Annotated in this window: 20 protein-coding genes; 6 read left to right on the top strand and 14 right to left on the bottom strand. The window is 56.3% G+C overall.

What is annotated here, in order from left to right; translation table 11 throughout:
- The first annotated feature begins 119 nt into the window (after positions 1–119).
- Positions 120–1,796, top strand: a complete 1,677-nt coding sequence (gene ilvD, locus NDQ72_14285; GenBank protein WKD27215.1) for a dihydroxy-acid dehydratase — start codon at positions 120–122, stop codon at positions 1,794–1,796.
- 240 nt (positions 1,797–2,036) lie between these two features.
- Positions 2,037–3,230, top strand: a complete 1,194-nt coding sequence (gene chrA, locus NDQ72_14280) for a chromate efflux transporter (protein ID WKD27214.1) — start codon at positions 2,037–2,039, stop codon at positions 3,228–3,230.
- 19 nt (positions 3,231–3,249) lie between these two features.
- Here chrA and NDQ72_14275 read toward each other — a convergent pair whose 3' ends face one another.
- From NDQ72_14275 to NDQ72_14260, 4 genes are all read right to left on the bottom strand, one after another.
- Entirely contained in the window at positions 3,250–6,345 is a 3,096-nt protein-coding gene (locus tag NDQ72_14275) for a molybdopterin-dependent oxidoreductase (protein WKD27213.1), read from the bottom strand.
- A complete protein-coding gene (gene nrfD / locus NDQ72_14270; protein ID WKD27212.1) occupies positions 6,338–7,525 on the bottom strand; it encodes a polysulfide reductase NrfD in 1,188 nt (395 codons plus the stop codon). Before nrfD ends, NDQ72_14275 begins: the two co-directional genes overlap by 8 nt.
- Complete coding sequence (locus NDQ72_14265) at positions 7,509–8,285, bottom strand: 4Fe-4S dicluster domain-containing protein (protein WKD27211.1); 777 nt, start codon at positions 8,283–8,285, stop codon at positions 7,509–7,511. The genes nrfD and NDQ72_14265 overlap by 17 nt, the downstream gene beginning before the upstream one ends.
- A gap of 256 nt (positions 8,286–8,541) precedes the next feature.
- Complete coding sequence (locus tag NDQ72_14260) at positions 8,542–8,814, bottom strand: helix-turn-helix domain-containing protein (protein ID WKD27210.1); 273 nt, start codon at positions 8,812–8,814, stop codon at positions 8,542–8,544.
- A 218-nt stretch (positions 8,815–9,032) separates the two neighbouring features.
- Between NDQ72_14260 and purE the strand changes: the two genes are divergently transcribed.
- Positions 9,033–9,545, top strand: coding sequence for a 5-(carboxyamino)imidazole ribonucleotide mutase (gene purE / locus NDQ72_14255; protein WKD27209.1), 513 nt, complete (start codon positions 9,033–9,035; stop codon positions 9,543–9,545).
- A gap of 12 nt (positions 9,546–9,557) precedes the next feature.
- The gene (locus NDQ72_14250; GenBank protein WKD27208.1) at positions 9,558–10,733 is read left to right on the top strand and encodes a 5-(carboxyamino)imidazole ribonucleotide synthase; all 1,176 of its coding nucleotides are present in this window, start codon (positions 9,558–9,560) and stop codon (positions 10,731–10,733) included.
- Between the two features lie 53 nt (positions 10,734–10,786).
- On the opposite strand, the gene NDQ72_14245 is transcribed toward NDQ72_14250, so the two are convergent.
- From NDQ72_14245 to NDQ72_14230, 4 genes are all read right to left on the bottom strand, one after another.
- Positions 10,787–11,605, bottom strand: coding sequence for a conjugal transfer protein TraX (locus NDQ72_14245; GenBank protein ID WKD27207.1), 819 nt, complete (start codon positions 11,603–11,605; stop codon positions 10,787–10,789).
- Positions 11,606–11,722: 117 nt separating this feature from the next.
- Complete coding sequence (locus NDQ72_14240; protein WKD27206.1) at positions 11,723–13,351, bottom strand: serine hydrolase; 1,629 nt, start codon at positions 13,349–13,351, stop codon at positions 11,723–11,725.
- A gap of 57 nt (positions 13,352–13,408) precedes the next feature.
- Positions 13,409–15,079: a hypothetical protein gene (locus NDQ72_14235; GenBank protein WKD27205.1), complete on the bottom strand. Its 1,671-nt coding sequence runs from the start codon at positions 15,077–15,079 to the stop codon at positions 13,409–13,411.
- 2 nt (positions 15,080–15,081) lie between these two features.
- Positions 15,082–16,374, bottom strand: a complete 1,293-nt coding sequence (locus NDQ72_14230; GenBank protein ID WKD27204.1) for a beta-lactamase family protein — start codon at positions 16,372–16,374, stop codon at positions 15,082–15,084.
- A 215-nt stretch (positions 16,375–16,589) separates the two neighbouring features.
- On the opposite strand from NDQ72_14230, the gene NDQ72_14225 reads away from it, so the two are divergent.
- Complete coding sequence (locus tag NDQ72_14225; GenBank protein ID WKD27203.1) at positions 16,590–19,319, top strand: AAA family ATPase; 2,730 nt, start codon at positions 16,590–16,592, stop codon at positions 19,317–19,319.
- A gap of 331 nt (positions 19,320–19,650) precedes the next feature.
- On the opposite strand, the gene NDQ72_14220 is transcribed toward NDQ72_14225, so the two are convergent.
- The 5 genes from NDQ72_14220 to NDQ72_14200 all read right to left on the bottom strand — a co-directional run bounded on the left by NDQ72_14220 (position 19,651) and on the right by NDQ72_14200 (position 24,076).
- A complete protein-coding gene (locus tag NDQ72_14220; GenBank protein ID WKD27202.1) occupies positions 19,651–20,421 on the bottom strand; it encodes a transporter substrate-binding domain-containing protein in 771 nt (256 codons plus the stop codon).
- 211 nt (positions 20,422–20,632) lie between these two features.
- Positions 20,633–21,364 (bottom strand): ABC transporter permease, encoded by a 732-nt coding sequence (locus NDQ72_14215; GenBank protein ID WKD27201.1) that lies wholly within the window; start codon positions 21,362–21,364, stop codon positions 20,633–20,635.
- 1 nt (position 21,365) lies between these two features.
- Entirely contained in the window at positions 21,366–22,067 is a 702-nt protein-coding gene (locus NDQ72_14210) for an ABC transporter permease (protein WKD27200.1), read from the bottom strand.
- 15 nt (positions 22,068–22,082) lie between these two features.
- A complete protein-coding gene (locus NDQ72_14205; GenBank protein ID WKD27199.1) occupies positions 22,083–22,853 on the bottom strand; it encodes an ATP-binding cassette domain-containing protein in 771 nt (256 codons plus the stop codon).
- A gap of 239 nt (positions 22,854–23,092) precedes the next feature.
- Complete coding sequence (locus NDQ72_14200) at positions 23,093–24,076, bottom strand: succinylglutamate desuccinylase (GenBank protein WKD27198.1); 984 nt, start codon at positions 24,074–24,076, stop codon at positions 23,093–23,095.
- A 329-nt stretch (positions 24,077–24,405) separates the two neighbouring features.
- Here NDQ72_14200 and wrbA point away from each other — a divergent pair, with 329 nt between their 5' ends.
- Positions 24,406–25,005, top strand: a complete 600-nt coding sequence (wrbA, locus tag NDQ72_14195; protein ID WKD27197.1) for an NAD(P)H:quinone oxidoreductase — start codon at positions 24,406–24,408, stop codon at positions 25,003–25,005.
- A gap of 63 nt (positions 25,006–25,068) precedes the next feature.
- Here wrbA and NDQ72_14190 read toward each other — a convergent pair whose 3' ends face one another.
- Positions 25,069–26,142: a tartrate dehydrogenase gene (locus NDQ72_14190; protein WKD27196.1), complete on the bottom strand. Its 1,074-nt coding sequence runs from the start codon at positions 26,140–26,142 to the stop codon at positions 25,069–25,071.
- Positions 26,143–26,152 lie beyond the last annotated feature (10 nt).

Here is a 26,152-nt window from a genome sequence, read left to right as displayed (position 1 = left end):
GTACGCCATAAGTGAGTCACTTGGGTTTTTCATCTTTGCTTGCGTGAACGCCATGGCATCGCCAAGCTATGTGGATACCGTGCGTAACGCGATGTGAGTCAAGCAAAGAGGAATTCCCCATGACCGAGCCTACTAATAATACCCGCCGCCATTCAGCCCAGGTGGTGGATGGCCCTGGCAAGGCAGCTAGCCGCGCAATGCTGCGGGCGGTGGGGTTTAACGATGATGACTTTACTAAGCCCCAGGTGGGTGTTGCCTCTACCTGGAGCATGGTGACTCCGTGTAATAGCCACATTGGTGAGTTAGCCGAGTTCGCCCGTGACGGTGCCGACGCGGCGGGTGGTAAAGGGGTGATCTTTAATACCATCACTATTTCCGATGGTATTGCTAACGGCACTGAAGGCATGAAGTATTCGCTGGTTTCCCGCGAGGTGATTGCCGATTCCATTGAAACCGTGGCGGGCTGTGAAGGCTTTGATGGGCTGGTGGCGATTGGCGGCTGTGACAAAAATATGCCGGGTTGCGTGATGGGCTTGGCGCGTCTGAATCGCCCCAGCGTGTTTGTTTATGGCGGCACCATTATGCCCGGCAAGGGCCATACCGATATCGTGTCGGTATTTGAGGCGATGGGCGCACACTCCCGTGGTGATATTGACCTGATTGAACTCAAAAATATCGAAGAAACCGCGATTCCTGGCCCGGGTTCCTGTGGCGGTATGTACACCGCCAATACGATGGCATCTGCCATTGAAGCATTGGGTATGAGCCTGCCGGGTAGCTCGGCGCAGAACGCCATTTCCCAAGACAAGCGCGATGACTGTAAAGCGGCAGGCGAGGCCGTGCTGGCACTGTTGGCCAGTGATATCAAGCCTTCTGACATCATGACCCGCGAAGCGTTTGAGAATGCGATTACCGTGGTGATTGCGCTGGGCGGCTCTACCAATGCGGTGCTGCATTTGATTGGCATGGCGCGCACCATTGGCGTGGAACTGACCCTTGCCGACTTCACCGAGATCGGCAAGCGCGTGCCGGTAGTCGCTGACCTGCGTCCCAGTGGCCACTATATGATGAGTGAGCTGGTGGCGATTGGTGGCATTCAGCCGCTGATGAAAATTCTGCTGGATGCTGGATTGCTGCACGGCGACTGCTTAACAGTGACGGGGAAAACGCTGGCCGAAAACCTGGAAGAGGTTGAGCCTTATCCTATGGATCAACAGATTATTGCGCCGCTGGGTAACCCGCTTAAAGCTGAAAGCCATCTGCGTATTCTGTTTGGTAACCTGGCGCCGGAAGGTGCAGTGGCCAAAATTACTGGCAAGGAAGGGACGCGCTTTAGCGGTTCGGCGCGGGTGTTTGGCTCTGAAGAAGAGGCCCAGGCGCGCATTAACGACGGCACCGTGGTGGCGGGTGATGTGGTGGTGATTCGTTATGAAGGCCCGAAAGGCGGCCCCGGCATGCGCGAAATGCTTACGCCAACGTCTGCGATTATGGGGCGCGGCCTGGGTAATGATGTGGCGTTGATTACCGATGGGCGTTTCTCTGGCGGCAGCCATGGCTTTGTTGTCGGGCACGTATCACCGGAAGCCTTCGATGGTGGCCCGCTGGCGCTGGTTCAGGATGGCGATGCCATCACCATTGATGCCGAAGCCGACACCATTGAAGTGGACATCAGCGATGAAGAGATGATGCGCCGCCGCGCAGCCTGGCAGCAGCCAGAACCGCGCTACCGCAAAGGCGTGTTGGCGAAGTATGCCAAGTTGGTCAGTTCTGCCAGTACCGGTGCTGTTACCGATTAACCTGCATATCAATACGTGAAGGTGCCTGTATCAGCCCGCGGGTGCCTCATTCGCTCGTGCCTCGCGAGATTCGTTACCACGCGCTACTTAAATCATTGAATAGGAAGATTTTGTAGCGCGGTGTAAGCGTCAGCGCACCTGCGTTGATGAAGCCCCTGCGGATGATCGTGCACACTGTCATCACTGTGTCAGCTTTAATAAGTAGATTAGGTCTTTTGTCCACACGGGGAAGCTTACGCTATGGCTGAAAAGCACCATCTTAACGGGCGGGTAAGCGAAGTGTTTTGGGCGTTTTTGGCCTTGGGTTTGACCTCGTTTGGCGGGCCGGTGGCGCACCTGGGCTATTTTCGTACGGCCTTTGTGGAGCGCCGCCAGTGGTTAAGCGAAAGCGCTTACGCTGATCTTGTGGCGCTGTGCCAATTTTTGCCGGGGCCAGCCAGTAGCCAAGTAGGCTTTGCTTTGGGGTTAATGCGCGCCGGGCCTTGGGGCGCGGCCATGGCATGGCTGGCGTTTACGCTACCTTCTGCCATTGTACTGGTGCTGTTTGCGTTTGGCGCGGCGGTACTGGATGGCCCGATTGCCAGCGGCATTATTCATGGCTTAAAAGTTGTCGCGGTAGCTATTGTGGCCCACGCGGTGTGGGGCATGGCGCGTAACCTTTGCCCCGATCAAACCCGGGTGGGGATTGCGCTGGCGGCGGTGTTTGTAGTGGTCATGGTCAGCGGGCCGCTGGGGCAGGTAGCTGCGATTGTGCTAGGCGGTATCGCCGGGTTGGCACTGTGCCGCATGGTTGCCGCGGCTACGCCCAGCGAGCCACTGCAGTTTCCGGTATCCCGCCGTGCAGGCACTATCGCTTTAGTGCTATTCGCGACGCTGCTGGGTTTGCTGCCGTTGTTGGCCGGTAGCGCCGCGTGGCTAGCGGTGGCCGATGCGTTTTATCGTTCTGGCGCGCTGGTATTTGGCGGTGGGCATGTGGTGCTGCCGCTGCTGGAAGCGGAAGTGGTGCAATCCGGCTGGATTACCGCAGATGAGTTTTTGGCAGGCTATGGGGCTGCCCAGGCGGTGCCAGGGCCGCTATTCACCTTTGCTGCCTACTTAGGCGCGCTACTGCCCGGTATGAATGGCGTGGTTGGTGCGCTGCTGGCGTTGTTGGCGATCTTTATTCCTGGCTTTTTGCTGTTGGTGGGGGTGTTGCCCTTTTGGAATCATTTTCGCCGCTGGCAGAGCGCTCAGGCGTTGATGCGCGGCGCTAACGCGGCAGTGGTGGGTATTTTAGGCGCGGCGTTGTATCAGCCGGTATGGACCAGCGCGATTATTGGGCCTTATGAATTTGTTTTGGCGCTGACGGGCTTTTTACTGCTGACCGTCTGGAAGCTACCGGCGTGGATTGTGGTGATCGTCATCGCCTTGGGTGGGGTAGTGATCACGCTGTAGCATCACTACCCCAGCCGGTTTACACGCGGCTCACTCTTACCGGTAGGCCTTGGCGCACGCTGGCGCCGCTAATCGGTTCAAGCCAGGTGCCGCCTATCTCGCGCGTAGGGTCTTGAAAGCCTAGGTCGTTGATATTGATACCGGCGCGCATCCAGGGCATATCTGGCTGGGATTGACCGTCAATGATGTGTGGCGTGGCACCTAAATCTTTGTGCCCGTAGCCGTGTTCAATACCCAATGCACCGGGCACAACGCTTTCGCTCACCAGCGCAAGCCCCACTATGCTTCCGCCTGGGCTTTCAATGCGGATGGTGTCGCCATGCTGGATGCCGAAGCGCTCGGCATCTTGGCGGTGCATTTGCACAGGGTTATACGGCTTGATCATTCTTAGCCGCTCGTTACCAATGGCGTAAGAGTTCATCAGGTTAGACTTGAATGAAAACGCTAGCAGCGGCCACTCCTGCTCTGAAAACACCTCACGCATAGGCTGCTTGTTGGCGAGCTGTGGCAACTTGTGACAGGGCACGCCGCTATTGGGTAACCCGTTAGTGGTATCAATGCTGGTGCCCACCGCTTCGTTATAAACACACAGCGTTTTTTTCCACTGATGTTTCAGGTGCTCGCCAACAAAGTGTTCGCTTGCCTCTTCGAAACGCCCACCCCGGGCGTAAAGGTAGGCAACGCGGCCGCGCTCGTCGGCTTTAAGTGTACGTTCGAGTTTGGGCAGCAGCGGGGCAATGCCGCCATGGGCAATGTCCTCGGCATTCGCTTCTGGCAGTGGTTCATCTTGAAAGGCAATGTTGGCGGCCGCCCGTAGGTAATAATCTTCAGCGCGATTGAGCGGGTGAAGATTGCCGTCGGTATCGGGAATGGCGTTGTCGCCGAAGCCCGGCAGCCCTAGCCGTTTAGCAACGGCGATAAAGAAGCTGTCCATAGAAACCGGCTCGCCTTCGGCGGTTTTTTGCTGGCGGGGCTCAACGACTGGCCAGCAAGCGGTGGAGAGTTTTCCCAGCGTGCCTTTCCAGGAGCCTGCAAAGCCCCAGACCTCGTACATCACCGAATCAGGCACAATGTAGTCGGCATAGCGGTTGGTTTCGTTGATAAACCCATCGATGGCCACAAATAGCCCCAACCGTTTGGGGTCTTTCAGCTTATCGACAATTACCCCTTTCAGGCCCGCTTGACCATAAATTGGATTAGCCATACAGCCAATCACCGCTTTGATCGGATAGGGGTAACCATCCAATGCGGAAGGTAAATGCTCGGTGAGCGTTGGCGGTGCCAATGAACGCCAGGGCGCTTTCGCGGGATAGGGGGTTTCGCCTGTCGCGAGCTTGCGCTGGTACTCCGATGATTTCTCATAGGGAAAACGTGAGCGGGAGAGAAACACGCCTTGGGGCCCACGTTTGCCTGGGAAGTTGGCGAGGTCGTAGCGGGGACCTTCGCCGGTGCCGCTATAGGTTCCACCGCCCACTGCGCTACCACCTTTCATATTGTAGTTGCCAGCCAGCAAGTTAAGCATTTGCACGCCAAATGCGGCGTAAAAGCCATTGCCTGACATCATGCCGCCGTGGCAGTTAACGGCGGCTTTTCTGCCATGGCTAGCATAACGTTGGGCAAGCTCGATAATCGTTGTCTTTGGAATACCGCAGTGTTCAGCGTAGGTGTCCAGATCGTACTGATTGGCGGATTCACGCAGCAGCGCTAGGCTGGTTTTGACGGTGACAGTCGTGCCATCCGCCAGGGTGACTGGGCGTTCGGCAAACAGGTCGGCGGTCATTACCTGTTCGCTTAGTGCCAGGTCGCCCTCTGACACCACGACGGGTATATCGGTATCGCTACCTGGCTCGGCAAAACCAAGGTCGCTGGCGCGCAAAAAGTAGCCTCGGCGCGGGTGCTCGAAGGTATCAATCACTAAATGGGTGGCATTGGAGTGAGTGGTTTCCCCTGCTGCATCGGCGGCGGCTTGACCGGGTAGTTCAAGAAATTCTTTGGCATAACCGTCGTTATCCAGTAGCCACTGAATAATTGCCATGGCAAAGGCGCTATCAGTGCCAGGGCGGATCGGTACCCAGCGGTTGTTGTCCGCGGCATGGGAAGTCGCAGCGTTCAACGCGGGGTCCACTACCACATATTCCAGCGTGCCGGCGGCGCGCGCCTGTGCAAGCAAGCGGCCCTGGCGTTTAAACGGGTTGCCTGCCTGGCTGGGTGCGCAGCCGATATACATGATAAAGCGTGCGTTCTGTATATCTGGCTTTACGTGAGCATTAGTGACGATGTTGTTCATCACTGCTCCAGAGCCCATGCGGAATGCTAGGCCACAGTATGCGCCATGGTGGCCATAGTTGCGGGTCGCGAAAGCGTTCAAGGTGAAGCGTTTAAGTAAATCTGAGCGTCCGTAGTCGGTGGCTTCCATGACCATCAACTGATTAGCCTTGGGGCCGTACTCAGGGTTGTCGGGGTCAATCAGCGTGTCGTGGTCGCGAATGTCACGTAGACCGTCTACTTGCCCTTCACCGAACAGGTCACCCCCTTCGCAAATTTCCTCGATAAGTTGCTCAAACGATATTTTTTGCCACTCGCGACTGCCTCGTTCACCGACCCGTTTAAGGCAGTGATCAATACGGAACGGGTTGGTGATCTGGCTCATCATTGCATTGCCACGGGCGCACGCGGTGGAGCGGTTAACTTGCCCGTGTTCTTGGTAAGCACTCACGCTGCGCAATGCATCAGCCACCGGCGTTTGCATTGGCAAATGGTCATCGGCAGAAAGTGGATGATAGGGGTTGCCAGCTACTCGTAGTACTTCGCCGCGCGTGTCATCGACCCGCACGCGCACTCCACACTCGGTGGTGCAGCCGTAGCAAATAGTAAAAGCCACCCGTTGATCGGGGGCGAGGGTTAGTTCGCCGGTCGCTAAATCGACACGATATTCAGGCGTCAGCGAATTGCCATGAATATTATGCTGCGGTTTTTCACCTGCGCTGCCGGTAATGCCTTTGGCCATTTTAGCCAACGGGTCGGCGTAGCCCACGGCAAAGGTAGCGGCACCACCAGCGGCAGCTGCGCCTTTTAGAAAGCGACGGCGTGAGGGATCTTGAGCAGACTTAGCCATGACTAGGCGCTCCTTTGTTAGCAGTGAGTGGGGCGCGAGATGCATCCTGGGCGTTGCTTGGTAGCTGGCTACCTTGTTGGGCCTGTCGCCATGGAATAAATAGCTCGATCAATAAAATGGCCGCCAGCCATAGCCCGAAAGTGCCAACAATGCCTAAGATGCCGGAAGAGCCAGCAGGGATTCCGTAGTGATGGAAACCTGCACTGTTACGAGCCACATGTTGAACATCCATCAGCACTACCCAACGGAACATCCAGCCCATGTGGATAGCCACTAGCCCTAGCAACCATGCCCAGGCAAACAGTGCTGGCTGGCGCTGAGCCGAACGCGTTAACAGAAATACTACGCTGGCAAATAGGGCTACGCCGGTAAGGCCACCCCAAAGTGCGGTGCTGCGCCAAGAGGGGCTGAAACGGACAGATTCCAGTGCCGCCGCCACTGAGCCAACGTGGGCATTCAGACCATCTAACAGCCAACTGAGCGCGATAAGTCCCGCTAGCGCACAGAAGGCTAACAGGACATAGAGCATCTGCCGGGTGGCATCGGGCGCGCAGATTCTGCTTACGCGGTTGAGAACCAGTATTAACCCAGCGGCGGCAATAAATCCGCTCGCTACCAGCATGGGCGGTAGCCAAATGGTGTTCCATAGCGGGCGGGCTTTGACGATAGCTAGCTCCGCTCCGGTGTAGAGCATAATGCCGCTTGAGAGTAACAGCGCGGCTAATCCCACCAGGGTCACCAGAGCTTTGGGTGTCGCGCCACTGCCCATACTCAACCACTTGGCAATCAACCCGCTCAGCCCCGCTGCCTGTTGCCGGGCCTGCAGCGCGGGTCGCCAAGCCAGCCAGGCGAAGCCTAAAACGCTGATCAGATACAGCGGCAGTACCACACTGCCAATCGACATCCACGAATGCGTATTGGCGTAGGCGTAGAAATGCCAAAAGCGCAGTGGCTGGTGTAAGTCCGCCAATAAGGCTACGGGTGCGACTAGCGTTGTGCTGACGCAGGCGATCATTGCCAGACGTGCTGTAGGCAACCAGGATTGCTTGCCAAACACCAGTGCAGGCGCTGCCAGCCAAAGGCTGGCGTAGGAGACCGCAATCATAAAAAAGTACTGAACTGCCCATGGATACCAGGCGATGTCATAGCGTGGGGCGAGTAGTTCAATGGTGGAATTCATAGCCCATCTCCTGGCCGTGGGGGTCGAGCACTTCAAGCGCCACGGGTTCTGCTACGGGGCGTGTAGTGAATCGTTCGTCCATACCTAAATAGAACACTTGGGGAAGGGTGTTTTTTTCTGGCTGAAGCACCATGAGCGCGTCGCGATGCTCGTTGATCAGACGGCTGATTTGGCTGTCTGGATTGCGCATATCGCCAATAATGCGGGCACCACCCACACAGCTTTCAACGCAGGCAGGCAGTAGCCCTGCTTCTAAACGGTGAGCACAGAAGGTGCATTTGTCGGCAGTTTGAGTGCGTTCGTTAATAAAACGGGCATCGTAGGGGCAGGCGTTGACGCAGTAAGCACAGCCGACGCAGCGGTCACTATCGACGACAACGATGCCATCCTGCTGTTGATAGGTCGCCTCAACGGGACAAACCGGCACACAGGGCGGATTTTCGCAGTGGTTACATAGCCGCGGCAGCATAAACGTTGCCAGTTCACCACTTTCTTGGTGTTGCACTTCGTATTGAGAGACAGTGGTTCGAAACTGGCCAAGCGGTGCAGCATTCTCGATATGGCACGATACCGTGCAGGCTTGGCAGCCGATGCATTGGCGAAGGTCGATTAGCATGCCGTAGCGTTTGCTAGGGTCACCCTCGCGGCGGGCAGGCTGCTGATTAATGCCAGCTTGAGCAAGACTGGATAGCGGCACTAGCGCAGCGCCCGCGCTTAGTCGGGCCAACTGGCCTAGCAACGACCGACGAACGGCGTCCATAACGCCTCCTTAGCTGATAAAGATGTTGCTGATAGAAACAAGCCGTTGTTTCACAGCGAATGATCTAGATACGCTAAGGTTACGCCTTTGGTATTATAAAAAATTGATACGTGTCAATGGGTTAGCGAGGGTTTCTTAATGCTCCCTTAATCCTGGAGCGCTAATTGGCTGTTTTGAAACAAAAACAGGCCTACCCAGCGGGCAAGCCTGTTAGCAAAAAAATGGGATGAATGATTACGTTAGGTAGCAACTATTGCTATGGCGTCTCCAGCTCTAACGTGCGACGCAAGACATTGAGTTCATCAATATCTAGGTGCTCTAGCCTTCCGGCGAGCAGGTCGCTGATCTTTTGTACTGGAAGCCCAGCCCGGCGGGCTATTTCGCGACTTCCCAGATCTGATACGGCGATCAGGCGGGTAATGATACGCATTAGGCGCGTACGTTTTTCTAAATCCCTGACATCGAGGTCAGGGCTGCTTCGCGGAGGATCTAGCGTTTCTGCGTGAGCAGTTGAGTATGCCGTACTCATGGGACTCCATCAGTCTGAAATGACAAACACACAATGCCGCCAAGTCGCGCGCTTTTCAATGCTACTTTGATTAAAATTTCGATCTATTTACAAACGCGCTCTAAGCGACTAGCTCTGGTAGACTATGCGCCTTCTAATTTCCTGGTGAGCCGCTTGCGGCACACGGCACATTAAACGCTTGATTGCTTTAGTAGGCCCTTTGGCCGAGGAGTTTTTGCATGTCGAACAGCGCACCCAAAGTGGGCGTGATCATGGGGTCGAAATCTGATTGGCCCGTCATGGAACACGCGGTGGCGATGTTAGAGCGGCTGGGCGTCCCTTATGAGACCCGCGTTGTCTCCGCTCATCGTACCCCTGACTTGTTGTTTGACTATGCTAAAAGCGCCGCTGAACGTGGCTTGCAAGTAATTGTGGCGGGAGCGGGCGGTGCTGCCCATTTGCCCGGCATGGTGGCTTCCCAAACGGCGTTGCCAGTGCTGGGCGTGCCAGTGGAATCCAAAGCGCTTAAAGGCTTGGATTCATTGCTTTCAATTGCGCAGATGCCCGGTGGCATCGCTGTTGGCACACTGGCGATTGGTAAAGCAGGGGCGACCAATGCAGGCTTGTTGGCAGCACAGATTGTCGGTTTGCAAGACACCAGCGTGCGTGAAGCGGTCGAGGCTTTCCGCGCTGAGCAAACTCAAATGGTGCTGGATAACCCAGACCCTCGCCCCGATGCGGAAGCGAACTAAGGAATCCTGGCCATGAATTCTGGTATCTCGAAAAGCTCTGGTAGTTCGAAAAGCGCTGGCATCGCTAAGAACATTGGTGTGCTCGGTGCAGGCCAGCTTGGTCGTATGCTGGCATTGGCTGGCTACCCGCTAGGTAATCGCTTCACCTTTTTAGACACAACCGGCAACCCGAGTGCGGGCATTGGCGACGTGGTTATCGATCCTAACAACCAGCATTTGGCGGAATTTCTCGATAAGGTCGATGTAGTAACCTATGAATTTGAGCATCTGCCCGTAGCGCTGGTTGAGCAAATCGAACAGCACAAACCCGTTTACCCAGGAAGCCGAGCGATTGCCGTTTGCCAAAACCGTGTTGAAGAGAAAGCCTTATTCGACCGCTTGGGCATTCCTACACCTGCTTACCGCGTCGTTGAGAGTGCCGAACAGCTTGAAGCGGCAGCGAATGAATTGGGCTGCCCCGTGGTCGCCAAGTCAGTGACAGAGGGGTATGACGGTAAAGGGCAGGCGGTGCTGAAAGCGCCGGAGCAGGCTGAAGAGGCATGGAAGAGCATTGGTCACCGTCAGCTGATCGTTGAGGCATTTGTCGATTTTGTACGGGAAGTCTCGATGATTGCCGTGCGCGGTCGTGATGGGGATGTGGTGTTTTATCCCATGGCGGAAAATCAACACGTAGATGGCATTTTGCGCTATTCCGTTGCGCCGTTACCGGATTTAGCTGCCAGCGTTCAAGAGACAGCCGACAGCTACATTCGCATGCTGTTGGATGAGCTGGATTACGTGGGCGTGATGGCGTTGGAGCTGTTCCAAACGCGGGATGGCAGTCTATTGGCTAACGAGATGGCTCCACGCGTGCATAATTCTGGTCACTGGACCATGGACGGTGCGGTCACTAGCCAGTTTGAAAACCATCTACGCGCTGTGCAAGGCCTACCGCTCGGCAGCACCCAAGCTATTGCGCCTACTTGCATGGTGAATGTTATTGGCCAGGAAGGTGACAATGCCGCGCTGTTGGCGATTGGCAATACTCACTTGCATCGCTATGACAAGGAAGAGCGGGCAGGGCGTAAGCTAGCACATGTCAATGTCGTCGCTGACTCGCATGCCGAGCTGCTTGAAAAAGTGCGTGCTTGTCAGGCATTGCTTCCTGATGCGCCGCCGGTGGCGTGGAGTTTTGAACGCTTACTGTAACGTTGATGGACTATCACCACGAAGCCGCCCGATTAGGGCGGCTTCGTCGTTGATTACCCTGCCAGTTGGCCGCTAAGCAACAGCCATAGCGCAATTAGAGCAAAGTGACCTGGATACCAAGCAAGCCATAGACGGCGTGGCATCGCCAGGGCTACGGGGGGCACGCGTTGGGCAGCGCCTGCTGCCAGCATGAACACTACGACGCAAGTGCCAACGGTAAACGACTTTGCCATGTCTGAAGCATTCATTTGACCGGCTATCCAAAGTGCGGGAAACGCGGCTAAACCTGCCCACAAGCGCGATTTTAGTGCGTCGCGGGTTTCGTTAAGTGCCTGCATGGCGAACATTAATAGCGGAATCAGTAGCAAACCGTTATGGCCGTACTCCACCCAGAAGCCCAACAAATACCAAACGGTGACGCCTACCGCTGCTCCAAGCATTAGCCAGGCTAACCCGAGCGTCTGCTGTTGATAGTGCTGCCAACCTTGGCGAACCAACGCACCCAACGCTAGGCCACAGGCAAGCGTGAAACAGACGTTCAGAATAAAATCGTCAGACGTGCGTGGCATCAGCATATAAGGCAACTGAGCTACTAAACCAATGATCAGTATGCGGCGCGAGTAGCGAAGTGGGTTGCGGGTGTTAAACAGCCCGTGCCAGGCTACCATTGCCGCAAACAGAGGAAATGCGATACGGCCAATGGACGAGCCTGCCCAACTTAAATCCCAGTCACCCGGCAACACATAGCGAGTAAGGTGATCCACGGTCATGGTGAATAGCGCCAGCCATTGCCCCCAGGCGGTCCAATGAGAAGAGGGGCGCGCATCGTAAGCCGCCTCGGTGGAGACGTTTGCATTGGTTTGTTCAGCCATGAGACTTCCTTGTGAGTTTCCTTACTGGATTACAGACTCGATTTGGCTGAGCAAGTTCGGTACAGGTTTAAGTACTAGTTTAAGTGCTAGTTTAAGTGTTAGGGGTGACAGAGCTTTTCAGCTAAATGGCCGCTGAAATTCTCCAAGGCCCGCCTCGTTAAGATGCTCAACGGTCATCGTTTCTGCTTTTCCATCCGCGCCCATGGTGAATTCGACCTGCGAAACCGAGCCCTCTGGTTGGTTCTCTGTCACTGGGAAGGCGACAAAGCGATCGCCGTCCCAGTGGGTCAACCGCAGGTGCTGTGGCGCGGGGCCAACTTCGAGTACCAAACCGTCAGCGGTCTCACGCACCTCAGCCGCCCCGAAATAGGCATTGCCATAGTCCCCTGCATAAGCGTCGGCAGGTCGGGCCTCGGTGGGCTCAGTCGGAGGTGTCACACCCACCAGATCTCCGGCCGGGGCAGAGAGCGGTGCTATGCGTGGCCCGTAGGCCGCCAGCCAGTCGCGCTGTTCCACACCAAACTCTGCCAGATCAAGAAAGCTGGCCGTCAGCGCCTCGGGGAGACCCGTGGGGGTGGCATTGGTCAGCACGATGATCCCAAGCCCAAGGTCCGGCAGCATCGAATAGGAGGTCGCCGCACCAAAAGCGAAGGCGCCCGAATGGCTCACCACGACACGCCCAGATGGACGCACCCCGACACCAAATCCGTAACCATAGGTACCAGCCCGATCGGCCGCGTCACCGGGGCGGCTGCTGATGGCATGCGGTGAAAGCGCGGGCACGAGCGCTTCGGGCGCAATCAGTTGCTGCTCTGCAAAGCGCCCGTTGGAGAGCACCAGCTTCATCCATTTCGCCATGTCTCGCACGCTGGAGCTTACCCCGCCCGCCGGACTTTGCGCATCGGGCTGGCGCAGGTCTGCCACTCGGAAGCCGTTGGCATCCGGCACATGGCTAGCGGCGCGATTATCGCGCGCCATGTAATCCGAGTGGCGCGAGCTGGTTGCCTCCATGCCGAGCGGACCATAGAGCGCCTCTTCCGAGAGCGTTGACCAGTCCTTGCCGGTTGCGGTGGCTACCGCCTCTGCGGCAGCCGTCAGGCCGAAATTCGTATAGGCGTAATCGGCTCTGAACTGCCCCATGGGCAGCTGCGCCAGCCGCTCCAGTACAGCGCGACGGTCATAGCCTATATCCTCGAGATCATCACCGGCGTGGTCCGGCAGGCCCGAGCGGTGCGCATAGAGATCCCCGATGGTGACATGATTGCTGACCCAGTGATCGCCCAGGTCGAACCACGGTAAGTGGTTGCGCACCGGATCACCCCAACTGACGGTCCCTTGCGAAACCTGCGTGGCCACCACCGTGGCTCCGACAGATTTGGATAACGAAGCGAGCAGAAAGACCGTATCCGCATCAACCTGTTCCTCCGCGCCCTCCGCCCGTAGCCCCCAGCCGCGCATCAGCAGTGTCTCTTCCCCATGTACCACGGCAACGGCGAGGCCCGGTACCCCGGTTCGCTCCAACATATCCTGTGCCAACTCATCCAGCGAAGCGACCGCCTCATCGATCCGTGCCTGCGGCACTGGCAATAGGTTCACCCGCGCAGGAGAGATCGCCGGGTCCGGCAAGGTGATGGCTGGCAGCGTCTCCGCATGGAGCGGAGCATTGAACGCAAGCAATGCGGCGGCAGCGCTAAGAGCGCTCAAGGCCGAGGTCAGAAGGGGGCGTGCGGCTTTCGATGTGGTCATGTCAGGATCTCCTGTGGGATGGGTGGCGCGACAGGTGAGGCGATACCTCCTAGCGGATCAGAAGGGCATTGCCAGTTGGAAAACTAGTTTGCCCCCCTTGTCGTCCACTATGTCAGAACGGGTCCAAGGAAGCGCACCGATAACCTGGAAATTCAGCCGTTCTTCTAACGTTCCACCAAGGCCCACTCCATAGGAGCCAAGATACATGTGTCCGGTGACGTCGTCGGACCAGGCTGCGCCGTAATCCACGAAGGCCGAGGTTGAAAGCGTGGGCAGGAGTGCCAGCCCGATATCGACCTCGTGGCTTACCCGGGCCGAGGCCGCTGCACCTTTGTCGCCAGAGATGGTGCCGCTATCGAAGGCTCTGCCATAAGTCTCGCCTCCAATGCCGAACTGAACAGCCCCCGGCAGGGGCCTGCCAGAGTACTGGCCGCGAGCCAACAATGTCATTGTCGTCGCCTCGCTGAGCGCCTGTGTGTAGTCCAGTTCGGCGGTAACAAAGTGGAAGTCATCTGGCACCGCGCCCAGATCAATATCCGAGTTCGTGCCGAGATTCAACGCTCCTTCGAGGTTGATCTCGGAGGTCTCAAAGCTCTGGCTATATTGCAGTGAGTTCGTCGCCCAGCGGATCCGGCTGCGGGCAGCGGCCGAGCCAAAAACGTCCACGTCATCGTTACGCACCGTCAGCTCAGCCTGCCCCCAGAGCGACCTGTCCAGCGTCCGCAGAAACGGATAGGACATAAACGCCGTGCCTATGGCTGATGTCACATCGATGTCTGGCGCACCAGCTCCTCCGTCGGGGTGTTGGCGCAGATAAACAACGCTATAGCCCGCGCTAAGCCCGTTCGAGCTGATCGGATAGCTTTGCATCATTTGAAGCAGTGTCATCCGGTCAGGGTGTTGCGGTGTGATGACGCCGGTTAGGTTAGTGGTCTCGAACCTGCGCAGGACATCGTTTAGGGTCACCATACTGGCCATTTGTAGTGGGCCAACGGCGTCGGACCCCAGATTATCGAGCCCGATCATTCCTGCGCTGCGATGCTGTGCGACCTCCAGCCGCAGCACTCCGCCGCCCGTCGCGCCTTCGGGGCGCACAAACGTGCCTTCAATCGACAGTCCGGCAAGATCACTCATTAACAATAGTTCGCGCTCGGCCGCCTTTACCCGAATCGGGTGCATGTCGAGAATACGTTGCAGGTAAGGGGACAGTCGGTTCTCGATGCCGGGGATATTGCTGTTGATCTCGATACGGTCGACATAGCCTTCGAATACCTGCAGCTGGATCTGTCCGTCAGAAAAATCCTGCACCGGCACCACTGTCTTGGAAAAATAGCCCGCAGCGAGATAGGCCGCGTCAACAGCATCTGCCATGCGGTAAAGGTCAGCTAGCGTAATTTCGGTGCTGATTTTGCCCTGCCAGATTGGCGTCAACGCCGGCAATGGTAGAGTCCGCGCGCCATCAATGTGCACCGAGTTCAAGCGAAAACGGATGCTTTTGGCGCGATCTAAGTCGATCTTGTCGCGTTCGTCCTGCACGCCAATGGCGACACTGCCCACCTGTGGCGGCGGTTCATAGCGTTGTAGAATGACAGTTTGCTCGGAGAGGATACGGTCGACGTTCGGCAAGCCCTGTGAAAAGGCCGGGCCCGCGTAACAGGCGCAAAGCAGTGCCAGTGCGCCCAAGCGAAGGGGGGAGGAGCAGCTGGGATGGAGCTGCAATGTTAACACGCTCACTCTGCCGGAACCGTCGGTGGCATAGAAAACGGATGCCCGAGGGCGACGGATAACGCCTCAAACACGCGGCTAGCGGGCGAGCTGCACGCAAGTTCGTCGGGGTTATTCGGTAGCACGTCCTCATCCCCGCAATCGCCCGAAGGGATGTCGCTGTTAGCCTGGACGACTACCGTCGTGTCTGTCGTCGTGTCGTAAAACACCGTCGTGTTGTAACCCGGCAGTTCGCCCGTGTGGCCGACCCAGCCGTCGACGCATCCCATGGCGATGCCGTAGCCTGCCGGTTCGGGGAAGGACCGCAGGCGCTGGTGCTGTGTCTCGGCGCTTAACAGGCCTTTGCCTGTGCCGAGGGATCGCCCATAAACCAGCAGGTCGTCGAGAGTTGAGATCATTCCGCCCGCTGTCCATCCCCAAGACGGATTCCAATGCGTCGCGTTCGAAGGCGCTGTCGGCGTGGCAGCATCACCTTGCAGGGTAAATCCCTGCGGATAAGGCGTCGGCATAAGGGTGGCACCGTCAGGACCGATGGTCTCTGTCAGGCCCAGTGGTTCCAGGATCATCGAAGCAAAGACAGTGTCGATATCTTGCCCGGTCACCTGCTCAATCACGAGGCCCAGCAGCACGGTATTGGTGTTTGAATAATTGAATTCCTCCCCCGGCGCAAAGATCGGTGAACCGGGGAGGGCAAAATCGAGCAGCTCCTGCGGCGTATAAGGCAAGTTAGGATCTGCGAAGAACTGATCAAGGAAAGGGTCCGCCTGAGTATAGCTCAGCAGGCCGCTGGTCATGCTGGCCAGATGGCGTAGGGTGATGATATCGCCATTGGGAATGCCGGACACATACTGGTCGATCGTATCGTCGAGCGATAGCTTGCCAGCTTCGGCCAGTTGCATCAGGGCGGTACCGGTGAAGGTCTTGGTGATCGATCCGATCCGGGTATGCATGCCGACTTCCATCGCAGCCTCGGTTTCGGGGTCCGCAACGCCCCAAGCACCGCTCCACCTGCCCTCGGGTGTGACAACGCCCGCAATAATCCCCGGCGCAGCGGCCCCGTCCAGCGCCCCAAGCGCGGCCGCATCAAGGGCGTCGGCCAGCGTCTCAGGCAGCGGCGTGTCGGGTAGCGTGATGGCTGCACGAGCCGTTACCGCTGCCGGGTCGGCCACGCAGAACTGCTGAGCCTGATCTTGAGCCTGCGCTGTAACCGGGGCCGCGAGGGCAAAAGCCACAGCACAGACCGAGAGGCTGGGCCGAAACTGGCGGGCCGTTCTGTGATGGAGTCTGATCGCTGTCATGTGCCTGTCCCTTGTTTGTTATGCACTTGCTACTTGGATTGCTTCGAAAGCGAAGATAGCCCATTTATGATTGCAAACAAACAAATGTAAAGTTCAATTAAGGTGCAATGTGGGTATAATTTGCGCTTTACTAATCCGCTTATGCCCTTTACCTAACGGCTGCCGCCATTCGTGCGCTACGGCCTGGGGTAGTCAGTTCCGAGGCCCCCTACGGCATGATTTCGAAAGATATCAAGGTAAACCTAAGCGAAGGCATTTTGCTGTGCGGCGAAGTACAGATGCGCCTGCGTCCCAAGACGCTGTCTGTTTTGGTGGCATTGGTGGAGCAACAAGGCGAAGTGGTCAGCACGGCTGATTTACGGCGCATGATATGGGGCAATAGCCATGGCAACGAGGCAGGCCCCAAACAGTGCATCCGCGAATTGCGCCGGATGCTGGACGACAGCGCCCAAGACGCCGGGCTGATCGAGACAGTGGGTCGCCGGGGCTACCGGCTGACGAGTCCGATCTCGCTGATCGGCGCTGCGTCTGAGGATCTTATAACGGCATCGACAGTACTCTGCCTCGGGCGGGATAAAGAGCTGGAAGTTCTAAGCGAAAGGGCCGACGCCGCCAAGCGTGGTCGACGGGCGCTGGCTTTTATTTCGGGCGAGGCAGGGGCCGGTAAGACACGCCTTCTGGAAGCATTTGAGGCTGGTTTACCCCAGCGCACACCGCTGTGGATCGCCTGGGGACAGGCCATTGCGCACCCTGGCGCACGCGAGCCCTACGGGCTGCTGATGGATGTGTTGACACAACTTATGTCCGGGCCTGAGGGGGGGACGCTGGCGCGACTTCTGCCACTCGTTGCGCCCTCTTGGGTCAAGCAACAGCCTGGGCGTCGCTCGAAGGCGGAAGCGTTGGACCGTACTCGCCGCGACTCAATGCTGCGGGAATTCTCCGCGCTGATGGAGCGGCTGACGCGTGGCCGCCCCGGTATTCTCGTGCTAGAGGATCTGCACTGGGCAGACCCCAGTACGCTAGCTTGGCTAGCGGCTTGGGGGCTACAACGCACACCGGCGCGATTACTGGTTCTGGGTAGCTATCGCGATGATGAACTAGACCGCGCTGGAACGCTTGCAGCAACACTAGGCCAGCTAAGTCGGCAGCCAGACTGCAGGCTGATCACCCTTGGTGGCCTCGATGAGTCGGCAGTGTCTGGATGCCTTGCAGAGCGCTTCCAGGGCAACGCCTTTCCCCCTGATTTGGCACAAACTCTCGCTCACCGAACCGAAGGCCATGCCATGCTCGTTGATGCGGCGGCAGACTTTTGGCAGGCGCAAGGTCTTGTGCGGCGCGACGAGGCTGGCTGGCAGCTTTCCTCCTCTCCCGAGGCGCTGGTCGCAGCCATCGCCCCCAGTGTCCGTACCCTGATCGAGACTGAACGCACCAGCCGCCTGCTGGCCGAGGAGCGCAGCTTGCTTGAAACCGCCAGTGTAGCGGGATCGAACTTTTCCGCTATTGACCTGGCCGACAACCGCGACGGGGTGGAGGCGGCGGAGCGGCAGCTAGAACTCCTCGCCCGAAACCGACGATTCATCACCCGTGCGGGCCTCAGCTATCGACCCGACGGATCGGTGGCCACGCGCTATGCCTTCCGGCACGCGCTACATCACGAAGCGCTCTACGATGGGTTGCCGGCAGCGAACAGGCAAGGCACGCACCGAAGGGTCGGTCTGCGGCTGGAGGCCAGCCACGGTAATGCAGCGGGTGAGATAGCCCCCGTGCTGGCCGATCACTTTGAACGCGGCGCCGACTGGCCGCGTGCCGCACGCTATCGCGTGCTGTCGGGGTGGCGTGCGCAGGCGCGTGGTGCCTCCATGGATGCAGCAGAGCAGTTCCGCAGAGCACGGGACCTGCTGACCCGAGGCAGCGGGGCCGGTACGACGAACCCTGAGGCCGACCGCGCGACCGAACTCGACGCTCTGCTTGGGCTTGGCGCGGCGCTCATTGTCTCGGATGGCTTTACTGCGGAAGAGCTTCGGGAGGTTTACCGCCGCGCGGGGCAACTAGCTGCCGAGGTCGGCGATCCCGCTACGACGATCCCGGTTCTCGCAGGGCTTTGGAACGATCACCTGACGCGGGCTGAACTAACCCGCGCCGAAGATCTCGCGTTAGGGCTGCAGGCTCTCGCAGGGCACGCACCGGCCCATATGGCGATGGTAGCCCATAACGCTGTCGGGCAGACTCGGTTTTTCACCGGCGCTTTACCGGCTTGCGCCGCAGAAATCGCCGCCGTGCTGGAAATCGCGCCGCGCCATGCCGAGCAGAACGGTAATGTCCTCTTCGGTGAGGACCCGGAGGTTGTATGTCGCCAGTACGCGGCCTGTGTCGCCGAACTGACTGGCTCCTCGGCAGAGGCTGAGCGGCACTTCACCGCTGGCAGTGCGCGCGCCGACCGACTGGGCACCGCCTTCGGGCGCGCCCAGATGCTCTGGTGTGGGGCGGTCTGCGCCCGTCTCCGTGGCGATATCGGCCTGACCCGCGAGCGGGCCGAGGCGCTTGTTGCCCTGTGCCAGAGTGAGGCGGTGCCCGTTTGGGGCGACGCAGGCGAGATGCTGGCGGGCTGGGCGCAGGCAATGTCCGGCGACACAGCCGGGGCCTCTCGGATTGCAGGGGGGCTCGCGGCTTTCAATGCGATGGGCGTGAGGGTCACGCTACCCTTCGGCCACGGGCTCGCAGCAGAGGTCGCGGGGAATATGGGTGATCCAGTCTCAGGGATGCATGCCTTGCGTCAGGCTTTCGCGATCGTCCGAGCGAGCGGTGAGCGCTGGTACCTCGCCGAGCTTCACCGACTGCGTGCTGGACTGGCTCAAAAGGCGGGTCGCCCCGATATTGCCAGCCGAGCGCTCGCCCATGCCGAAGCTGTAGCGCGGGCGCAGGGGAGGATCGAACTGGTCACGTGAGAGCGGCGGTACGAAAGTTGGCCACGACAGCTGCGGAACGAGTCGCTTTGCAGCAATTAAATCTCAGCTTTTGTCTGCAAAACTGTGCATTACACAATCACGCTAGAGGCGTTAGGTGGCACGGGCGTGCCAAGAGGGGAAGGCTATTCGTCGAACCATTCGCTCAGATAAAAGCAGGCGATATTACCGCTAGTACCTGGGCAGAGCGCGCATAGAGCTGGCAATTGCAACCAGAATGGTGCTGAAAGAAGAAAAGAAGCTAAGTGTGCATGATAGCTTCTCGCGGTATAAGCCTCCCCGATAGGGGGAGGCATACACATGCTGCTAGCGCTTACTCTTCGCCAAAGTAGCGAGCGAAAATTTCGTCGTAAGTGCCGTCTTCTTTCAACTCAGCAAGGGCTTCGTTGAATTTCTCAGCAAGGGCTTCGTCACGCTGACGGAAGGCGATACCAAAACCTTCACCGAAAACTTCCTTGGGCTCGGTAACCATCTCTCCGACCACTTTGTAGTCGCTATCTTCGTTTTCAAGCAGGGTAGATTTGCCCACTGAAAACTCCAGGAAGACAGCGTCCAGGCGCTCTGCATCCATATCCAGCACCATGTCATCGGCGGTGGAGTAGCGGTTGATAGTAGCGGTATCGCCAAAGGTATCGGTGGCGAAGTTGTCATAGGTGGTGCCGCGCTGTACGCCGATGGATAAACCCTCAAGGGTTTCCACTGTAGCCTCTTCAAGGTCGCTGTCTGCTGGAGCGAACCAGGCGCCGGGCATGGTGATATAGGGGTCGGAGAAGAGCAGTGTCTGGCGCCGCTCTTCGTTGATGGTCATCGACGACATGATGGCATCGTAGTTGCGCGATAGAAGGCCAGGAACAATGCCATCCCATTCTTGCTCGACCCACTCACAGGTCACGCCCATCTGATCACAAAGGGCGTTGCCAAGGTCGATATCAAAACCGGTCAGTTCACCATCGGCTGTGCGGTATTCCATTGGTTCGTAGGGGACGTCAACACCAATGCGCACATGATCGTAATCCCGCGCTTGGGCAGAAGAGGCGGCAGCAATGGCTAAACCAAGCACAGATACTGTTAGTAGTTTCTTCATTCTTATACTCCGTAGAAAGCAGGTTCACTAGAGGTGATCCCCTTTAACGTACCCTAGGTTAGGGCGAACGAAAAGAGGGAGCGTTGCTATGAACCAACGTTTGTTTGACGGTACAACAAACGAGGCTGTTTTTATTACTCGATGCTTTTGTTGTTAAGTGCTCTTGGTACGGTGCTCTTGATACGGTGTTGTTGATACGGTGCTCTTGGTACTAAGTGTTTTGCGGCCTTAAGTGGGCCAACAGCTTTTTCTCCAGGAAACGGAAGAAGTACAAAATGGCAAATGTGAGGCAAAGATAGATCACTGCTACAAATAAGAAAGCATCAAACGGTGCGTAGAAGCGGGCATAAACGAAGCGTGCAGCCCCTGTCAGATCCATTAGCGTGACGACGCTGGCAATGGCGCTGGCATGCAGCATAAAGATAACTTCGTTGCCATAGGCGGGCAGGGCACGTCGGAAAGCGCTGGGCAGAATAATACGCCGCATCATGAGGTTTTGTGACATGCCGTAAGCCCTGGCAGCTTCAATTTCCCCTTTGGATGTCGCTTTGATAGCCCCTCGGAAAATCTCAGTCGTATAGGCCGCCGTGTTAAGCGTGAAGGCAATCAGCGCGGGGTAGAAAGCTTCCCGCAGGATTGGCCACAAAAATGTTTCTTGGATACCGTCAACAAACACCACGCCATAGTAGATGATGTATAGCTGAATCAGCAGTGGCGTGCCACGAAAGACATAGGTGTAAAAATAGATGGGTAAACTAATCCATTTATGCTTTGAGCTGCGCATAACGGCAAGTGGCACTGCCAGTATTAAGCCCGCTACCAAAGAAAGGAATACCAGTTGGGTTGTCGTAACTAGCCCTTCCCAGTAGTAGCCTAACGTATCTGGGGTGAAAATTACGTTGCCAGCTAGCAGGTCGTTGAACCACGCAGAAATATCCAGCATCTCATTGCCCCCCAAAGCCAATGTCGTAACGTTTTTGTAGCCGCACGAAGATCCACTCGGATACGCTAGCAATCAGCAAGTAAGCCGCTGCGACGGGAAGTAAGAAAGTAAAGGGTTCATGGGTGGCTCGGGAAGCCTCCGCAGCGACGCGAACCATATCCGTCAAACCGATCACTGATACCAGTGCCGTTGTTTTAAGCAGCACCATCCAGTTGTTAGATAAGCCAGGGAGTGCGTGGCGCATCATTTGCGGAAAGCGAATACGCCGAAATACCAAAGCGCTGCTCATGCCGTACGCTTTTCCCGCTTCAATCTGGCCGTTATCCACTGCCATGAAAGCGCCGCGGAAAGTTTCACCCATGTAAGCACCAAAAATGAACCCAATAGTGAGAACACCCGCCGCGAACGCATTGAAATTAATATAGATATCAATGTCATAATGGTCATAAAGCATATCGCTAATGGCGTTAACACCGATCTGACCACCAAAGAACAGCAGCATCATCAGCACCAAGTCCGGTACGCCGCGAATAACGGTGGTGTATACCGTCGCAGTGCGGTGCAGGAACCAGTTGCGTGACATTTTGGCAGTCGCCGTTAACAAGCCAAGTAAAATGGCTAGAATAAGCGACAGAACCGCTAATTGAATGGTAACACCCGCCCCTTCGATCAGGCGGGGGCCATAACCTTGCAAATCAAGCATGGTGTGCCTCGCTGATCAATATTTGGGGGCCAGAAATTGCTTTAAGCGCGGTGATTGTGGGTTGCCCAGCACATCAGCAGGCGCGCCAGCTTCTTCTACCAAGCCTTGGTGTAGGTAAATTACTTTGCTGGATACATCGCGGGCAAAGCTCATTTCGTGAGTGACCACCACCATGGTGCGCCCTTCATCGGCTAAGCCGTGCATTACTTTCAAAACGTCGCCGACCAGTTCTGGGTCAAGCGCCGACGTTGGCTCATCAAACAGCATTACTTCGGGATCCATCGCGAGCGCTCGGGCAATTGCACCGCGCTGTTGCTGTCCACCCGACATTTGCGCCGGGTAGGCATCAGCGCGTGCGCTTAGCCCAACGCGCTCGAGCAGTGCACGTGCGTGTTCGATAGCTTCTTTTTTGGGTTTTCCCAAGACATGAATAGGTGCTTCGATAATGTTCTCAAGCAACGTCATGTGGGCCCATAGGTTGAAGCTCTGGAAAACCATCGACAGCTTGGCACGCATTTGCACGACTTGTTTCCAATCGGCAGGTTCGCGGCCATGTCTGGTCGTTTTAAAGCGAATCTGCTCGCCATGAACGAACAATTCACCCTCGTCAGGTTGTTCCAGGAGGTTCATACAGCGCAAGAAGGTACTTTTGCCAGACCCTGATGCACCAATGAGAGTGATGACATCACCCTTTTGAGCTTCGAGAGAGAGGCCTTTGAGAACTTCTGTATCGCCAAAGCGCTTTTTTATATTGCGCACTTCAAGAGGGGTAGGCGTATCAGCCATAACAGTGGCTCCAGTACAGGGTTGCCGCATCAGCAACAGGTTTAAAACACGTGCTTGATAGACGGCTGGCGCGAAAAAAGGGGCGATTCTATCAGGCCTTGTGCATATTGCGTGCTTTCCTTATGCGATTAATAAGAAAAACGTTCGTTTCAACATACATTGATAAGCCTTGAAAAGCCTCTACGTTATTGTTGTTAAGGCGTTTTTTAACAAATTTTCTTGATATGATGCGTAGGTCGTTAGCTGGCGTGAGAGGGGACAACTAGTAGTGCTGCCCGTGCACCAATCTCTACCTTTGCATTGGGAAATACCACATGCAAAGGCGTGTCCCCAACAATAAAATCACCCGCTACGCTATCTTTGGCGAGACAAGTGCCCGGCTCAAAGCGGCTGAAATTGGGGACATCTTCATCGAAACAGAGACAAAAGGTTTCTGCCTGACGCATTAGCTCATGTTGAACTTGGAAAAACCTCATCGTGTCAGCGGGCTTTTTAGGTGGCTGCTCCCCAGCGCTAAGCGCGCTAATAAGCGTTAACATCGGCGCTAATGCAGCCATATCGTTTTCTCCAAAGGGCGCAACGCGGCCTAATTCGAAAGTGAAGGCTTGGGCAGCATGGTAGTGCTTACTGTAGTGAGAAAACGTCCAACTGTGCTGGTGTTGGTGTAGCACCGCTTGCATATCCGCCGCCGCAAGCCATTCCCACTGCTCTGGATTGATCATGGTTTCTGCGAACGGCTCTACGACAAAGCGAGTATATAGGCTACCGCGAATAGCCGTGTGTAAATCGTAGTGGAGTTTAGGGAGTGCCTGATGACGATTATAAAAACCGTCTACCGCTGACATTAACTCGCGAGCCCGATCAGGTTCTTCGCCTGTTTCGGCGAGTTCGCGCTGAAATAAGCGGTTGAGGTTCGTCTTCATAAACCGCTGCTGGGCCTTTAAGGCAGGTAGGTTGCCTAAAATCACTAGTACGGGAGCACCAATGGTGACCGTGCCGGCCTCTATCGCAGATAGCCAGTTACCCAACAGTTCCACGGGGGCCGTTTCGTTACCGTGTATCGCAGCAGAAAACACGCAAGCGTGAGCCGCTGGGCGAACGGTCGCCGGGGTTATCTCTAAAATCCCCGGTGCATGTAATTGATAGGTGCCGCTGCCAAAGCGGCCGGACCGCGGAGAAGGGTGTTTGTCATCGAGAGTCCAATCAAGCCATTGGCCAAGCATGAAGTTTTCCTTGAGCAGGGAGCGTCAGCTTTTTGTAATGTTGTACCTTTAACACGCTGAAGCTTAACCACAAGGGGGGACGTCGATAGCATGAAAAACGCAGGTGCGAACATGAAAATTAAGCGCAAAAAGTATCCATGCTCATTGATGTATATTAAAGGGTGCTAATCGATAAAATCGAAGGAGAGCATCGAAAACATTCGCTTTTTTCTACGCTAGGCTGAGCTATTTTATTAACAGATTTTCATAAGCCTTTTTCATAAACCCTTTTCATAAACCTGAGAGGGGCAAGACACAGCACTACCAGAAAACACTACAAGGAGTGAGTAATGACAAAGGTATTAGTTCTTTATTATTCCATGTACGGACATATTGATACGCTAGCTGCCGCGGTGGCAGAGGGCGCTGAAAGCGTTGATGGTGTTGAAGTTACCGTTAAACGTGTACCTGAGACTATGCCAGAAGAAGCTTTCAAGAATGCTGGCGGTAAGCAGGACTTCACGACGCCAGAAGCGACGCCACAGGAGCTTGCTGACTACGACGCAATCATTTTTGGCACGCCAACGCGGTTCGGCAATATGGCTGGCCAGATGCGTACCTTCTTAGATCAAACCGGTGGGTTGTGGGCCAAGGGCTCGCTGCGCGGCAAGGTGGCTAGTGTGTTTACCTCTACCGGGACCGGCGGTGGTGATGAAATGACCATTACCTCCACCTGGACAACGTTGGCCCATCACGGCATGGTGATTGTGCCGATTGGCTATGGTATTGAAGAGCAGTTCGATATTTCCAAAGTGAGCGGTGGAACACCCTATGGCGCATCCACGCTTGCCGGCGGCGACGGCTCACGTCAGCCGGATGATCGTGAGCTAAAAATTGCCCATTTCCAAGGTAAGCATGTCGCGGAAATTGCTGCGAAGCTGGCGAGCTAACGCCCGTTTGCCAACACGCTTGAAACGCAATGCCTCACTGTTTTTACAGTGAGGCATTTTTGGTTAGCCGCTAATGCGTTCAGCAATCGCTTGACCCAGACTTAGCGTATTGCCTAGCCCGCCAATATCTCGTGTGAGTACTTGGCTGTTGCCTTCGTTCAACACGTCTTCAATGGCTTTCACCATCGTATCAGCGGCTTCTTGATAGCCCAGGTGCTCTAGCATCATGGCACCGGACCAGATTTGGCCAATCGGGTTAGCAATACCTTTGCCAGCGATGTCTGGAGCGCTGCCGTGAACTGGTTCGAACAGGCTGGGGAACATGCCTTCCGGGTTGATATTAGCAGAGGGCGCAATGCCGATAGTGCCGGTGCAGGCGGGGCCAAGGTCTGAAAGAATATCGCCAAACAGGTTACTGCCAACCACCACATCAAACCAATCTGGATGCAGCACAAAGTTAGCGGTCAGAATATCAATGTGAAACTTATCCACTGCAATGTCGGGATACTGCTTGGCCATTTCGGCAACCCGCTCATCCCAGTAGGGCATAGTGATTGAAATGCCGTTGGACTTGGTGGCTGAGGTGAGCTTTTTACGCGGGCGGGTTTGCGCAAGCTCAAACGCATACTTCAGCACTCGGTCGACGCCGACTCGGCTCATCACCGTCTCTTGAAGCACAATTTCACGCTCGGTGCCTTCAAACATTTTGCCGCCGACACTTGAATACTCGCCTTCGGTGTTTTCGCGCACTACGTAAAAGTCGATATCGCCTGGCTCGCGGCCTGCTAATGGACTTTTGATGCCCGGCATCAGCTTGCAGGGGCGTAAGTTGATGTACTGGTCAAACTGGCGACGAAACTGTAGCAACGAGCCCCAGAGTGAAATATGGTCGGGCACTTTGTCGGGCCAGCCGACGGCACCATAAAATAGCGCATCAAAATCTTTGAGCTGCTCAAACCAGTCGTCGGGCAGCATTTTACCGTGCTCTAGATAGTAGTCACAGCTGCCAAATTCAAACGTTGTGAATGCTAGGTCAATGTTAAAACGCTTTGCGGCAGCTTCCAGGGCGCGAATGCCTTCGGGCATGACTTCGGTGCCAATACCGTCGCCAGCGATGACTGCAATGCGGTGGGCCATAGTGGCTCCT

The sequence above is a fragment of the Halomonas sp. KG2 genome (genome assembly GCA_030440445.1).
Taxonomy (GTDB): Bacteria; Pseudomonadota; Gammaproteobacteria; order Pseudomonadales; family Halomonadaceae; genus Vreelandella.
This window is presented reverse-complemented; position numbering and strand designations above follow the sequence as displayed.

What these genes read in the sequence shown, in the direction of transcription:
- ilvD (WKD27215.1), top strand. Translation starts at nt 120, where the DNA reads ATGACCGAGCCTACTAATAATACCCGCCGCCATTCAGCCCAGGTGGTG.
- chrA (WKD27214.1), top strand. Translation starts at nt 2,037, where the DNA reads ATGGCTGAAAAGCACCATCTTAACGGGCGGGTAAGCGAAGTGTTTTGG.
- NDQ72_14275 (WKD27213.1), bottom strand. Translation starts at nt 6,345, where the DNA reads ATGGCTAAGTCTGCTCAAGATCCCTCACGCCGTCGCTTTCTAAAAGGC.
- nrfD (WKD27212.1), bottom strand. Translation starts at nt 7,525, where the DNA reads ATGAATTCCACCATTGAACTACTCGCCCCACGCTATGACATCGCCTGG.
- NDQ72_14265 (WKD27211.1), bottom strand. Translation starts at nt 8,285, where the DNA reads ATGGACGCCGTTCGTCGGTCGTTGCTAGGCCAGTTGGCCCGACTAAGC.
- NDQ72_14260 (WKD27210.1), bottom strand. Translation starts at nt 8,814, where the DNA reads ATGAGTACGGCATACTCAACTGCTCACGCAGAAACGCTAGATCCTCCG.
- purE (WKD27209.1), top strand. Translation starts at nt 9,033, where the DNA reads ATGTCGAACAGCGCACCCAAAGTGGGCGTGATCATGGGGTCGAAATCT.
- NDQ72_14250 (WKD27208.1), top strand. Translation starts at nt 9,558, where the DNA reads ATGAATTCTGGTATCTCGAAAAGCTCTGGTAGTTCGAAAAGCGCTGGC.
- NDQ72_14245 (WKD27207.1), bottom strand. Translation starts at nt 11,605, where the DNA reads ATGGCTGAACAAACCAATGCAAACGTCTCCACCGAGGCGGCTTACGAT.
- NDQ72_14240 (WKD27206.1), bottom strand. Translation starts at nt 13,351, where the DNA reads ATGACCACATCGAAAGCCGCACGCCCCCTTCTGACCTCGGCCTTGAGC.
- NDQ72_14230 (WKD27204.1), bottom strand. Translation starts at nt 16,374, where the DNA reads ATGACAGCGATCAGACTCCATCACAGAACGGCCCGCCAGTTTCGGCCC.
- NDQ72_14225 (WKD27203.1), top strand. Translation starts at nt 16,590, where the DNA reads ATGATTTCGAAAGATATCAAGGTAAACCTAAGCGAAGGCATTTTGCTG.
- NDQ72_14220 (WKD27202.1), bottom strand. Translation starts at nt 20,421, where the DNA reads ATGAAGAAACTACTAACAGTATCTGTGCTTGGTTTAGCCATTGCTGCC.
- NDQ72_14215 (WKD27201.1), bottom strand. Translation starts at nt 21,364, where the DNA reads ATGCTGGATATTTCTGCGTGGTTCAACGACCTGCTAGCTGGCAACGTA.
- NDQ72_14210 (WKD27200.1), bottom strand. Translation starts at nt 22,067, where the DNA reads ATGCTTGATTTGCAAGGTTATGGCCCCCGCCTGATCGAAGGGGCGGGT.
- NDQ72_14205 (WKD27199.1), bottom strand. Translation starts at nt 22,853, where the DNA reads ATGGCTGATACGCCTACCCCTCTTGAAGTGCGCAATATAAAAAAGCGC.
- NDQ72_14200 (WKD27198.1), bottom strand. Translation starts at nt 24,076, where the DNA reads ATGCTTGGCCAATGGCTTGATTGGACTCTCGATGACAAACACCCTTCT.
- wrbA (WKD27197.1), top strand. Translation starts at nt 24,406, where the DNA reads ATGACAAAGGTATTAGTTCTTTATTATTCCATGTACGGACATATTGAT.
- NDQ72_14190 (WKD27196.1), bottom strand. Translation starts at nt 26,142, where the DNA reads ATGGCCCACCGCATTGCAGTCATCGCTGGCGACGGTATTGGCACCGAA.